The sequence below is a fragment of the Marinobacter lipolyticus SM19 genome, assembly GCF_000397065.2.
GTDB lineage: Bacteria > Pseudomonadota > Gammaproteobacteria > Pseudomonadales > Oleiphilaceae > Marinobacter > Marinobacter lipolyticus.
On record NZ_KE007325.1, the window covers coordinates 409,789 to 422,850 of the forward strand.

Annotated in this window: 12 protein-coding genes; 9 read left to right on the forward strand and 3 right to left on the reverse strand. The window is 59.8% G+C overall.

Annotated elements, in window-relative coordinates; translation table 11 throughout:
• Positions 1-6: 6 nt before the first annotated feature.
• The 6 genes from nuoI to nuoN are packed head-to-tail and all read left to right on the forward strand — an operon-like array spanning position 7 to position 6,251.
• On the forward strand, positions 7-576 hold the full coding sequence (nuoI, locus tag MARLIPOL_RS11290) for an NADH-quinone oxidoreductase subunit NuoI (RefSeq protein WP_012138244.1): 570 nt from the start codon (positions 7-9) through the stop codon (positions 574-576).
• Positions 577-594: 18 nt separating this feature from the next.
• Entirely contained in the window at positions 595-1,107 is a 513-nt protein-coding gene (gene nuoJ, locus MARLIPOL_RS11295) for an NADH-quinone oxidoreductase subunit J (RefSeq protein WP_012138245.1), read from the forward strand.
• Positions 1,107-1,415, forward strand: a complete 309-nt coding sequence (gene nuoK / locus MARLIPOL_RS11300) for an NADH-quinone oxidoreductase subunit NuoK (RefSeq protein ID WP_012138246.1) — start codon at positions 1,107-1,109, stop codon at positions 1,413-1,415. The genes nuoJ and nuoK overlap by 1 nt, the downstream gene beginning before the upstream one ends.
• The gene (gene nuoL, locus MARLIPOL_RS11305; RefSeq protein ID WP_012138247.1) at positions 1,412-3,286 is read left to right on the forward strand and encodes an NADH-quinone oxidoreductase subunit L; all 1,875 of its coding nucleotides are present in this window, start codon (positions 1,412-1,414) and stop codon (positions 3,284-3,286) included. Before nuoK ends, nuoL begins: the two co-directional genes overlap by 4 nt.
• Positions 3,283-4,812 (forward strand): NADH-quinone oxidoreductase subunit M, encoded by a 1,530-nt coding sequence (gene nuoM / locus MARLIPOL_RS11310; RefSeq protein WP_012138248.1) that lies wholly within the window; start codon positions 3,283-3,285, stop codon positions 4,810-4,812. Before nuoL ends, nuoM begins: the two co-directional genes overlap by 4 nt.
• On the forward strand, positions 4,809-6,251 hold the full coding sequence (gene nuoN / locus MARLIPOL_RS11315; protein ID WP_228677618.1) for an NADH-quinone oxidoreductase subunit NuoN: 1,443 nt from the start codon (positions 4,809-4,811) through the stop codon (positions 6,249-6,251). The genes nuoM and nuoN overlap by 4 nt, the downstream gene beginning before the upstream one ends.
• Position 6,252: 1 nt before the next feature.
• Here nuoN and MARLIPOL_RS11320 read toward each other — a convergent pair whose 3' ends face one another.
• Both MARLIPOL_RS11320 and MARLIPOL_RS11325 read right to left on the reverse strand, forming a co-directional pair.
• The gene (locus MARLIPOL_RS11320; RefSeq protein ID WP_012138250.1) at positions 6,253-7,563 is read right to left on the reverse strand and encodes an NAD(P)/FAD-dependent oxidoreductase; all 1,311 of its coding nucleotides are present in this window, start codon (positions 7,561-7,563) and stop codon (positions 6,253-6,255) included.
• Between the two features lie 179 nt (positions 7,564-7,742).
• The gene (locus MARLIPOL_RS11325; protein WP_012138251.1) at positions 7,743-9,851 is read right to left on the reverse strand and encodes a NosR/NirI family protein; all 2,109 of its coding nucleotides are present in this window, start codon (positions 9,849-9,851) and stop codon (positions 7,743-7,745) included.
• Between the two features lie 107 nt (positions 9,852-9,958).
• Between MARLIPOL_RS11325 and MARLIPOL_RS11330 the strand changes: the two genes are divergently transcribed.
• On the forward strand, positions 9,959-10,519 hold the full coding sequence (locus tag MARLIPOL_RS11330) for an LOG family protein (RefSeq protein ID WP_012138253.1): 561 nt from the start codon (positions 9,959-9,961) through the stop codon (positions 10,517-10,519).
• A 9-nt stretch (positions 10,520-10,528) separates the two neighbouring features.
• On the opposite strand, the gene MARLIPOL_RS11335 is transcribed toward MARLIPOL_RS11330, so the two are convergent.
• Complete coding sequence (locus tag MARLIPOL_RS11335; RefSeq protein ID WP_012138254.1) at positions 10,529-11,269, reverse strand: spermidine synthase; 741 nt, start codon at positions 11,267-11,269, stop codon at positions 10,529-10,531.
• A 150-nt stretch (positions 11,270-11,419) separates the two neighbouring features.
• On the opposite strand from MARLIPOL_RS11335, the gene MARLIPOL_RS11340 reads away from it, so the two are divergent.
• Both MARLIPOL_RS11340 and MARLIPOL_RS11345 read left to right on the forward strand, forming a co-directional pair.
• The gene (locus MARLIPOL_RS11340) at positions 11,420-12,043 is read left to right on the forward strand and encodes a YbhB/YbcL family Raf kinase inhibitor-like protein (protein ID WP_012138255.1); all 624 of its coding nucleotides are present in this window, start codon (positions 11,420-11,422) and stop codon (positions 12,041-12,043) included.
• Positions 12,044-12,175: 132 nt separating this feature from the next.
• Positions 12,176-13,027: a UDP-2,3-diacylglucosamine diphosphatase gene (locus MARLIPOL_RS11345; RefSeq protein WP_012138256.1), complete on the forward strand. Its 852-nt coding sequence runs from the start codon at positions 12,176-12,178 to the stop codon at positions 13,025-13,027.
• Positions 13,028-13,062 lie beyond the last annotated feature (35 nt).

Consider the following 13,062-nt stretch of genomic DNA (forward strand, 5'->3'; position numbering starts at 1 on the left):
TCCGTCATGGAGAAAGAAAAGGTCCCGTTCATCAAATCCGTGTTGTGGCTGGTACCGGCGACCTGGACCCAGCTGCGGACCCTCGGAATGGTGTTCATGCACAGCTTCCGCAAGCGGGAGACGGTGAACTACCCGGAAGAGCCGGTCTATATGCCGCCCCGCTACCGGGGCCGGATCGTGTTGACCCGCGATCCCGACGGCGAGGAACGCTGCGTGGCCTGCAACCTTTGCGCGGTGGCCTGCCCGGTAGACTGCATTTCCCTGCAAAAGGGGGAGCAGGAGGACGGCCGCTGGTACCCGGAATTCTTCCGGATCAATTTCTCCCGCTGCATTTTCTGCGGCATGTGTGAGGAAGCTTGTCCCACCTCGGCGATCCAGCTGACCCCGGACTTCGAGATGGGCGAGTACGACCGGCAGGAACTGGTTTACGAGAAAGAGGACCTGCTGATCAACGGGCCGGGCAAGGATCACGACTACCACTTCTACAAGGTGGCGGGCATGGCCATCGGAGGCAAGGATAAGGGCCAGGCCCTGAATGAGGAGGAACCGGTGGACGTGCGGTCTCTGTTGCCATAACCCGGGAGGCGAGAATCCATGGAACTGGCATTTTATCTGAGTGGACTGGTGGCGGTACTGGCCACCGTGGGTGTGATCACCGGCAAGAACCCGGTGCATGCGGTGGTGTACCTGATTGTGTCGCTGATTGCCGTGGCGATGGTGTTTTTTGCGCTGGGTGCGCCGTTTGCCGGCGCGCTGGAAATCATCGTCTATGCCGGTGCCATCATGGTCCTGTTCGTGTTTGTGGTGATGATGCTCAACCTGGGCCCGGACGAAGACAGCGCGGGCTGGCGCCACCCACGCCACTGGGCTGGCCCCACATTACTGGCCACCGTCATGCTGGCGGTATTGGTGACCCTGCTGATACGAGGCGATTTGGTGCAGGCCATTGAGGGCGACCTGCTGACCGCACGGTCGGTTGCCCTCACCCTGTTCGGGCCCTGGCTTATGGTGGTTGAGCTGTCGGGGCTGCTGCTACTGGGGGCGCTGATTGCAGCCTCTCACGTTGGACGTCGTTCAAATCCGTTACGGAACAGGAGTGGTCACTGATGTCGGGCATCCCGGTGGAACACGGTCTGATCCTGGCCGCCATTCTCTTTGTGCTGGGCCTGGCGGGTCTGATGCTGAGGCGGAACATGCTGTTCGTACTGATGAGCCTTGAGGTCATGCTGAATGCGGCGGCCCTTGCCTTTGTGGTGGGTGCCACGGCCTGGCAACAGCCCGAAGGCCAGGCCATGTTTCTGCTGGTGATTACCCTGGCCGCTGCTGAAGCCGCGGTGGGGCTGGCACTGATGATTCAGCTCTTCCAGCGTGCGCGGTCCCTGAACCTGGACCTGACCAGCAGGATGCGCGGATGATGGAGTTGGCCGTTACCCTGTCGTTTACGTTGCCCCTGATCGGTACCCTACTGCTGGCGTTTTCCGGTGGTCGTCTGGGTCCTAGTCTGGCCTCCATGATCGGTGTTGCCAGCATCGGACTGGCGGCGTTGGCGACGGCCTGGGCGATTGCTCTTCATGCCGGCGGCAACGAAACCCTGCGCTTTACCCTCTGGACCTGGATCGAGGCGGGTGCGTTCAGGCCAACCATCGGTCTGGCGGTGGATGGCTTGGCCCTGGTGATGATGGCGGTTATTACCGGCGTCGGTTTTCTCATCCACCTGTTCGCCGCCTGGTACATGGCGGGGGATGCCGGGGTCACCCGCTTCTTTGCCTGGATGAATCTGTTCGTCTTCAGCATGCTGATCCTGGTGCTGGGGGATAACCTTTTGCTGCTGTTCCTGGGCTGGGAAGGTGTAGGCCTGTGCAGTTACCTGCTGATCGGCTACTACTACCAGGACAGCGCCAACGGCCGGGCTGCGTTCAAGGCGTTTGTGGTGACCCGGATCGGGGATGTCTTCCTGGCCTTGGGCCTGTTCCTGATCTTCCGGGATCTAGGAACCCTGGATATTCAGCAGGTGATGGTCCGGGCTTCCGAGGTCTGGTCGGTCGGCGACCCCACCGCCAGCCTGGTTGCGCTGCTGGTGCTTGGCGGGGCCCTGGGTAAATCGGCCCAGCTACCGCTGCATACCTGGTTGCCGGACGCCATGGCGGGCCCGACCCCGGTGTCGGCGCTGATCCACGCGGCCACCATGGTAACCGCCGGGGTCTACCTGATCGCGCGGCTGAACGGCATTTTCCTGCTGGCCCCGGATGTGCTTTGGCTGGTCGGTGTGATTGGTGCGGTCTCGCTGCTGCTGGCGGCGTTTGCTGCTCTTGCCCAGACCGACATCAAGCGGATCCTGGCCTATTCCACCATGAGCCAGATCGGCTACATGTTTCTGGCGCTTGGGGTCGGCGCCTTTGATGCGGCGATTTTCCACCTGGTCACCCACGCCTTCTTCAAGGCGCTGTTGTTCCTGTCGGCCGGCGCCGTGATCATCAGTTGTCACCACGAGCAGGATATGGGGAGACTGGGGGGATTGCGAAAGCGGCTGCCGGTCGCCTATGGCGGTTTCCTGGTGGGCGGCGCGGCCCTGGTGGCGTTGCCGCTGGTGACGGCTGGCTTCTACAGCAAGGATGAAATCCTCTGGCAAGCCGTGGCTGCCGGCCAGCAGGGGCTTTTGCTGGCCGGCCTTCTGGGCGCGTTTCTGACCTGCATTTACACGGTGCGTTTGATTCTCGGGACCTTCCACGGAGACTGTGGCAGCGACAACACCTGTAACGCCGAGCCGGGTACCAACCCGTTGACCCATCACCTGCCTCTGGTGGTGCTGGCGGTTTTATCCACTGCCCTGGGCGCCTGGCTGTATCCGCATCTCGGTAGCCTGTTCCCGGCACCGCCCGGCGCCAGCACCGACGCTGGGCATACCCTGCTCCAGATACTGGCCATCGGCACTGTAATCGCGGGCCTGGCAACGGCAGGCTGGCTGTTTCTGGCCCGGCCCCAGTGGCTGCGGCACCAGGCCGGGCATGGCCTGGGCGCCCTGTTGTGGTCGCTGTGGCACCGGGCCTGGGGCTTTGATGCCCTGTATGACCGGCTTCTGGTCAGGCCCTGGCAGTATCTGGTCCGGATGCTGAGGTTCGATCTGGTGAACATGACGATGAATCTGCCAGCCCTGTTGGCCAAACTCCTCAATGGTGGACTGGTTCGGGCCCAGAACGGCCGGGTCCGCAGCTACGCGACGGCGATGATTCTGGGTGCCTCGGTGATTTTGCTGGCGCTGGTTCTGTTCCCGGAGGGTGTCGCATGATCCTGGTCTGGCTGATTCTGATTCCTTTTCTGGGCGGCCTCTTGTGTTGGCAGGCGGATCGCTGGGGCGAGCAGGCGCCACGGTGGATTGCCCTGGCGACCATGCTGTTTGTGCTGGTGATCAGCCTCTGGCTGTGGGCTACCGGAGACTTTGCTCTGCCCCAGGGGGCTCAGAACCAGTGGCTGCTGGAGTGGCGGACGCCCTGGATCCCCCGCTTCGGCGTTGAGGTGCACCTCGCCATCGATGGCCTGTCGCTGATCCTGGTGGCCCTCACCGGTTTCCTCGGTGCGCTGGCCGTGCTGTGTTCCTGGCGCGAGATCACCCATCGCATTGGTTTTTTTCATCTGAACCTGTTGTGGATTCTGGGTGGTGTCGTGGGGGTCTTCCTCGCGCTTGACCTGTTTCTGTTTTTCCTGTTCTGGGAAATGATGCTGGTGCCCATGTATTTCCTGATTGCGCTCTGGGGCCACAGTGGCTCGCCGGGGCATACCCGCATTCGTGCCGCTACCCGTTTCTTCATCTACACCCAGGCCAGCGGATTATTGATGCTGGTGGCGATCCTGTCGCTGGTGTTTATCCATTTCGGTAACAGCGGCGAATGGACGTTCAGCTATGACGCCCTGCGCCAGGCAGACGTGCCCGAGGCGATGGCGCCCTGGCTGATGCTGGGCTTCTTTGTCGCATTTGCCGTCAAACTGCCGGTGGTGCCCTTCCATGGCTGGCTGCCAGACGCCCATGCCCAGGCCCCGACCGCCGGCAGTGTCGATCTGGCCGGCATCCTGCTGAAAACCGCCGCCTACGGCATGCTGCGCTTCGGGCTGCCGCTGTTCCCTGAGGAGTCACGGGCCTTTGCGCCGGTGGCCATGATGCTGGGCCTGATCGGTATCATCTATGGCGCGGTGCTGGCGTGCGGCCAGCAGGACATCAAGCGGCTGATCGCCTACACCAGTATCTCCCACATGGGCTTTGTGCTGATTGCCATCTACTCCGGCTCGGAACTGGCCATTCAGGGTGCGGTGGTGCTGATGGTGGCCCACGCCTTTTCCTCGGCCGGTCTGTTTATCCTGAGCGGGCAGCTGTATGAACGCATCCATACGCGTGATATGAGCACCATGGGCGGCCTCTGGGGGCGGATACCGGTCTTGCCGGGCTTTACCCTGTGCTTTGTCGCGGCCTCCCTGGGCATGCCCGCCACCGCCAACTTCGTGGGCGAATTCATGATTCTGTTCGGCACTTTCCCGACCGCGCCGGTGGTTGTGGTGATTGCCAGTGCCGGTCTGGTGCTTGCGGCTATCTATTCCCTGATCCTGATGCAGCGGGTGCATTTCGGGCCCGTGTACCGACAGGGCGCGCTGGCGGGACCGGACTGGCGGGAGTACATCATGATGCTGAGCCTGTTGGCACTGGTCATTCTGGTCGGACTGTATCCCCAGCCTCTGCTGGATATCACTGCTGGCCTGTCTGCTTCCATTGCCGAGCTGTTCGCGGAAGGCAGTCTGGGCGTCGTTGCCGGGGAGGTGCGCTGATGCTGACGACCGCGCACCTTGTCACGGTACTGCCCCTGATTATTGTCGCTTCGACGGCGGTGATCGTCATGCTTGGGGTTGCCTGGCAGAGGAATCATGCGGTTACCGCGCTGGTCGCGGCGGCGGGCCTGGTTATTGGTTTGTTGACGCTGCCCCTGACCTTGCCGGCGGCCAGCTCCCCGCCTCTGATGCAGGTGGATGGCTTGGCGGTTATGGCTGGCACGCTGGTCCTGGTCTCGGCGCTGGTGACGGTGATCCTGAGCCATCATTACCTGACCGGCTATATCGGACCGAAGGAAGAGTTTTATCTGCTGCTGTTGTGCGCCACTGCCGGCGCCCTGGCGCTGGTGGCCAGCGACCACCTGGCAATGCTGTTTATCAGCCTGGAGCTTCTGTCCATGCCCCTGTACGGCATGCTGGCTTACAGCTTTCGCGCGGAGCGCTCGTTGGAAGCGGGTATCAAGTATCTGCTGTTGTCAGCGGCGGCAACGGCGTTCCTGCTGTTTGGTATGGCGCTGATCTACACCCGAACCGGTTACCTGGATCTGGCCGCTGTGACCGGAGCACTGGTACAGGCACCGGATGCCTGGATGCTCGCCGGCGCTGCCCTGATCGTGGTGGGGCTGGGTTTCAAGCTGTCCGTGGTGCCCTTCCACCTGTGGACACCCGACGTTTATCAGGGTGGCCCGGCGCCCGCCACCATCTTCCTGGCCACCGTCAGCAAGCTGGCGGTGTTCGTTGTGCTGTTAAGGCTGGTGCTGGCGGCACCGTTCTTCAGCAGTGAGTGGCTGCAGACCCTGATTACGGTGCTGGCCCTGCTGACCATGTTGGGGGGCAATCTTCTGGCCCTGTTCCAGGCCAATCTCAAACGCCTGCTGGGTTATTCCTCCATCGCTCATTTCGGTTATCTGCTGGTGGCGATTGTTGCGGGCAACGCCCTGGCCACGGAAACCACGGGGGTGTACCTGATCACCTACCTGGTTACCACCCTGGCGGCCTTCGGTGTGGTCACCCTGGTCTCAAGTCCGTTTGGCGGCGAAGATGCTGACGGGTTACCGGTTTATCGGGGGCTGTTCTGGCGCAGGCCATACCTGGCAGCGGTGATGACGGTCAGCTTCCTGTCGCTGGCGGGCATTCCGTTAACTGCTGGCTTTATCGGGAAGTTCTACGTGATTGCCCTGGGCGTTGCCGACGGTCGCTGGTGGCTGGTGGGCGGGGTTGTCGCAGGCAGTGCCATTGGCCTGTACTACTACCTGCGAGTGATGGTCACCCTGTACCTGCCGGAACCCGGTATGCGCCGCCGGGATGTCACTAATGACTGGGGCAGTCGCATTGGCGGCCTGACCATGATGGCCCTGGCAGCGGCGATTCTCGTGCTTGGGGTCTACCCCGCCCCGATGATTGACTGGGTCCAAGGACTCAGTGGATTAACGAATTAGACTAGTGCAGTTTAAGCCGCGGATGCATGGCGCGGTTGATCCTGTCCATCAGCCAGATCACGCCGGTCCTCAGGAATCCGTGCAGGGCGACCTGGTGCATGCGGTACAGGGAAACATAGAACAGGCGAGCCACCTTGCCTTCAATGTACATGCTGCGCCCGGACAGATTGCCCATCAGGTTGCCGACGGTGGTGTAGTGACTGAAGTTGATCAATGAACCGTAATCATTGTAGACAAAGGGCACGGCTGCTTTGCCTTCAAGTCGATTACAGAGTGTCTTGAACAGTGCATCCGCCTGCTGGTGTGCGGCCTGGGCCCTTGGCGGCACCGGTCTTTCAGAATCCGGCTGGGGGCAGGCCGCACAATCACCCAGGGCAAAAATGTTGTTGTCACGGGTGGTTTGCAGAGTCTGCTCCACCACCAGCTGATTGCCCCGGTTCACTTCGAGGCCGTCGAGCTCCGCCAGGAAGCCGGGTGCCTTGATACCGGCGGCCCAGATGGTCATCTCAGAAGGCAGTTCGGTGCCGTCCTTCATTACAATGCTTTGCGCGCGCACTTCGCTTACCGGTTGTCCGGTCATCATCTTGACGCTTTGCCGCTCCAGTTCCCGGGTCGCGGCGGCGGAGAGGCGTTCGGGCAATGCCGGCAGAATACGGTCGGCCGCTTCGATGACAGAGATGGATACATCCGATGCCTGCAGATGACTCATACCAAACACCGGTAACTCCCGTGAGGCCAGGCGCAGCTCTGCTGCCAGTTCTACGCCTGTGGCCCCGGCACCGATGATGGTGATCGGCAGTTCGTGGGTCTGACCCTGGTTGGCATCGTGGTTCTTGCGCAGGAACGCATTCAGCAACAGGTTATGGAAACGGCGAGCCTGCATCAGGCTGTCCAGGAACAGGCAGTGCTCCTGGGCTCCGGGGGTGCCGAAATCGTTGGCGGTACTGCCGACAGCCACCACCAGGGTGTCATAACTGATGTGACGCTCCGGAACCACTTCCACGCCTTCCTCATCGTGGAAAGGGGCAATCACCAGCTGTTTGGCGTCACGGTCCAGTCCGCTCATGCAACCGAGCTGGAACTCGTAATGGTGCTTTTGGGCATGGGCGCGGTAGTTGATCTCGTTGGCACTGGCATCGAGAGACCCGGAGGCCACTTCGTGGAGCAGGGGTTTCCAGACATGGGTCAGGCCGGCATCCACCAGGGTAATGCGCGCCCTGCGTTTCCTGCCAAGTTTGTTGCCCAGGCTGGTGACGAGCTCAAGACCGCCGGCACCACCGCCGACGACGACAATGTGATGAAGGTTATCCATGACAATCAGACCTTTAAGTGAAGAAAGCCAAGCGCTCTTTGGACAAAAGCGCTTGGCTGTCCTCACTGGAAACGAATGAAAGATAGGGTGCTAACTCTGACTCGACAATACTAACGCGGAGGGGGTGGCAGGCACAATTGGACCAATGTCCCGCTGTCTCTCAACTCTTGGTAGCCGGCTCAGCCCGCATCCGTGGCCAGTATACTTGCCTGTCTTTCCCGCTTCTTGTTCTGGATCCGCTTGTCCACGCATTGGTCCTCGTCTCGCAGAATCACCACACACTCCAGACACTGGATGCATTCATCGTAATCCACCCGCCCATCCTTGCGGATGGCATTGATACCGCATTCGTTCTTGCAATGCTGGCAAGGGTTGCCGCACAGCTCGACCCGATCCAGCCAGCTGAACAATCGGAACCGGCCCAGCACCGCCAGCCCGGCGGCCAAAGGGCAGAGATACCGACAGTAGAATTTGTGGATAAACATACCGATCACCAGCAGTCCCACCGCATAGACCACAAACGGCCAGTAGCGCACAAACAGCAGGGTAATGCTGGTCTTGAAAGGCTCCACCTCCGCCAGTTGTTCCGCCAGGGTCAGTGAATAGAACGCGGTGCCAACCAGCCCCAGGAGAATGGGATACTTGAGGAGGATGAGCCGGCGGTGCCAGCGTTCCGGCACCCGGACCTGCCTGAACTTCAGCTTTTCGCCCAGCCAGGCGGCCATTTCCTGCAATACACCGAACGGACACAGCCAGCCGCAGAACAGCCCCCGCCCCCAGATGAACAGGGTAATGAAGGTGTAAATCCAGAGAATGAAGATCACCGGGTCCAACAGGAAGACATCCAGTGAGAAGCCGTCCCAGATGGCCAGGAATATGGTGTAAATATTCACCACCGAGAGCTGGCCCTGGGCATAGAATCCGATGAAGAACAGGGTAAAAAACAGGAAACCCCAGCGGAAACGACGCACCAGCCTGGGGTGGCGGCTGAGGGACTTCTGTTTGGCGAAAAAAACCGTAAGAACCGCCAGGCCGATCAACAGAACAGAGATTTGCCACCAGCGTTCCTTCCACAAACCGACCCACACGGGCTCCCGTGTGTCTTCCGGGGACGCGGCGATTTCAACGGTCTCAAACAGGTCGTCGTTGAAGCGGACGGGGATGTCGAAAGTCGTGTGATCCACCATCAGGTGATTGCGCGCGAGGGTGATGTTCAGCTTAAGGTTCGCCTCTGCCCCCGGATTGAACCCGAGGCTGCCGCCGACACGGAACAGGTGGCTGGCGTCGAAGGCTGGTATACCCCCCAGCTGCAGCTGGAGGGTGGGGCCCAGCAGGTTGAGATCCCGCATTTCCACGGCAAGGTTGTTCTGGGTCAGGCCAATGCGATCGGGTGCGCTGCCGGGCACAAAATCTTCTGCGACATGAAGGAAGCTGCCATGGGAAAACACCGCCAACACCTGGGCGCCGCCTTCGTATCTCTTCATGAGTTGCTGATAGCCCTCGTCACCCAGCAGGTTGCGACCAACCATGGGCGCATTGATATAACCAAAGAACAGCTCGCTGAAGGGTTCCCCCTCGGGCGGCTCGATGGCCGTGGGATAATCGGACAACGGGCGACCGATGGCGACTTCAACCGTCTTTGCATCCACCTGCCAATGGCCGATGTAGCCCCGGTCGATCAACTGATGCCAGGACAAGGGCTCATAGAAATCTGGTTTTGCCCGCGTGGGTGCGGCCTGGGCGAAGCCCTCCAGTTTTTGCCGCGCTACCTGCAAAGCGGATGACAGGACGGTGTCGTTCAGAATCAGGACCGATACTGTTGCTTTACTGACACCGTCAAAGTAAACCACGTTGCCGCCCGCATCCCGACCGGAACGGCTGGAGTTCGAGGTGCCAACAATGATCTGTTCCCGCAGTGAGCGGTTCTCGTACTGGTCGGTAAACTGAAACAGGGGCTCTTCACCCAGGCCATGCAGAAAGACCGGTTCATGGTGGTTAAGGACTTTCACGCCGGTAAACCGGCCACGGGTATCGAGTCCGATCAGCAGCTTGATCGGTTTACCGGCAAAACCCTGGAGGCGGGTGAAGTCGGTAGACACATAGGCGTAGCCCAGCAGTTCCTGTAACTGGTACACCGGATACACAGGGAAGTCCGGCAACCTGTCCTTGATGACGGTTGCTGAGGGGAACAGCTCCTGGATCAATGCCCGTCTCTCCCCGGAAAGCTCCGCGTGGGCTGTGGTCAACCAGAACAGACAGGCAATAAGGAGCAAGATGCGCCCGGCCATAGGGGACTCCTGCAGTTCTTGTTATTGAAACTTCCATGCTAGAGTTTTCGGCGGTTGGCTCAATGCGACCTCGGAGCCACCTGCTTGCTACTTTGTGAGGAGATTTGATGAAAATCGCTGTTTATTGCGGTTCCCGGAGCGGAAAGGATCCAGTTTATGCCGATAAGGTCCGCGAGCTGGGCACGTTTTTCGGACACAACGGTGCCGATATCGTATTTGGTGGCGGTCATGTCGGATTGATGGGCGTTGTGGCGGATTCTGTTCTGGCGGCAGGGGGAAAAGTCTACGGTGTGATCCCGGAACACCTGCGCGATCGGGAGCTTGCTCACGGCGAATTGACGGAACTGCATGTGGTGAAGGATATGCACGAGCGTAAGGCGAAAATGGCGGAGTTGGCGGATGGCTTTGTTGCCCTGCCGGGTGGTATTGGCACCCTGGAAGAAATTTTCGAAGCCTGGACCTGGGGCCAACTGGGTTTCCATCAAAAGCCCTGCGCGCTATTCAACGTCAATGGCTTTTATGATCCATTGCTGACGATGGTGTCTGAGATGGAGCGCGCAGGCTTCCTGAAGCAGGAATACATCGACATGCTCATCAAATCGGAGGATCCCGAAACCCTGCTGGACCAGATGCGGCAGTACCAACCTCCCCGGGAAAAGTGGACCTGAACAGCCTGGCTACAGCCGGTTAACCTTGGTCATCAGCTTGCGCCAATCGATGGGCAGGCGTTCTTCCAGTTCCGCCAGTAGCGGATCTTTTGAATGCAGGGCATCGAAAGGGTGTTTGCTGGCGTATATCACGGTGTTGTTGCTCTTGCTTCTGAACATCATCAGCACAGCAAAGTTTTTCTTGAGCTGTCGAAAATAAGGGCCTTCCGGATCCGGTGTGCGGTGATAGTTGAGCACCAGCCAGCCACGGTCGCTCAGCGCCCGGCTGCATTCATCCACAAACTGACGCTGGGCCTGGGCAGGACTCATGCGGTCGGCGTTATAAAGGTCCGCCAGTATCATGTCGGTACTGGCATCTGGCACGGCTGCCAGGGCATTGCGCGCGTCGGCGATAGTGACCGCCAGGCGATCACTGTCCGGCAGGCCGAAAAACTCCAGGGCCACATCCAGCACGGCCTGCCTCAGTTCCACCGCGTGAATACGGCAGTCCGGGTACAGGTGGTGGAATGCGTTCACCATGACCCCGCCGCCGAGGCCCAGAACGGTGACATGTCCGGGGCGGGCAAAGGCCGCAGGCAACATCATCGCACGGTTATATTCGTGTACCGGAAGATGAGGAAAGCGGCGGTCGATCTTGCTTTGTTCAAACACCGAGTTGAAGGTCAGGACCCGGTGTTTGCGGTAGTCGATCACCAGGATACTCCCCAGGGCATCACGGGTGTGGTGGATGATATCGCCTTTGTTGAACATGCGGGATGACTGGCTCTCGGGTGGTTGCGGCGGTGTCTGCTAATCTGGACATAAGGACACCACCATTGTTAAAACCTTTTTATCACAGAACGGACAGTATCCGGATACAGTTACCGAGATAAAGGCTAACCAACAACAGGAGGCAGCACCGTGAAACTAGAGGTTCGAGGCATCGACGAAGGGAAACCCATCCCGGAAAAGTTCGCGTTTGGGGTCTACAGCCAGGAAGATCACATGAGTTTCGGTCCCAACCGCAACCCGGAAATCAGCTGGGAGAACGCCCCGGACGGCACCCGCAGCTTTGTGGTCATGATGTTTGATCCGGATGTACCCAGTGTGGCCGATGATGTGAATCAGGAGGGCAAAACGGTTTCAAAGGACATCCCGAGGGTGGATTTCTTCCACTGGCTACTGGCGGATGTACCCGCCCACATCAACCGGATTCCTGAAGGTGAGGACAGTGATGGCGTCATCCCCAAGGGGAAGGAACCTGGCCCGGGACCGATCGGCATCCGCGGCGTCAACAACTACACCCAGTTCCTGGCCGGCAACCCTGACATGGCGGGTACTTACGCAGGTTATGATGGTCCATGCCCGCCCTGGAACGATGAAATTATTCACCATTACCACTATGAGGTGCATGCCCTGGACGTCGAGAGTCTGGGCCTGGATGGTGAATTCGATGGCAACGATGTGCGTGAAGCCATGGCCGGCCATGTCCTGGCCAGTGCCAGGGTCACCGGGACGTACACACTTAATCCGGATCTGCGTTGATCTGATTCGGGCTGACGGCGTGCTCCGGTTCGCGGGGCACGCGTCTCGAAAACGTCGTCTCATTGTCATGTTCCTGTCACCCACCTTTGTGACAGTGGCCATATCCAGCATGGCTGAAGGGTGGGAGACGAAATGCGGAACTACCGGAGTGTGTTCATTTCAGATGTGCACCTGGGAACGGCGGATTGTCAGGCAGACTATCTGCTGGATTTCCTCAACAATGTCCGTTGCGAGACGCTCTATCTGGTGGGGGATATCGTTGACCTGATTGCGATGCAGCGGCGGGTGCATTTCCCCGATTCCCATCAGGCGGTTATTCACAAATTCATGGAGTTGGCCGCAACCGGTACCCGGGTGGTGTATGTGCCGGGCAATCATGATGAATTTGTCCGTCGCTTCTGTGGCCAGACGATCTCCGGTATCGACATCCGCTACAAGGCCATCCACACCACTGCCGATGGCAGGCGATTTCTGGTCTGCCACGGCGATCAGTTTGATCAGGTGGTGCGCTGCAGTCCGCTGATGTTGCTGGTGGGGGACCGTGCCCACGGACTCCTGCTGCGGTTCAATCGCTGGTTTAACGCCTGGCGGCGGCTCAATGGCAAGCCCTACTGGTCGCTGGCGGCCTGGGTCAAAAGCCGGATCGGCAAGGCACGCACCTTCATTCGTCGTTTCGAACTGGCCGCCCTGACCGCTGCCGAACGAGGTCACTATGACGGCTTCATCTGTGGTCACATCCACTCCGCCGGTTTCCTCAGAAGTGCTGAAGGCCTGTATTGCAATGACGGGGACTGGGTGGAGCACTGTACCGCATTGGTGGAACAGGCCGATGGCGAACTGCAGCTGCTGCACTGGTCGGAGAATCCGTCCATCATTGCCTCGGAACCGAAAACGCCGGCACCGGAAATGAGCGGCGACCAGCGTCCGGTGATCGATGTGTTGCCCGCGGCGTTCGTGGAGCAGGTGAACCGGGTGATGAATTGATCGCTTGTGGTGTATGGGTTTGATCGTGAGAATGA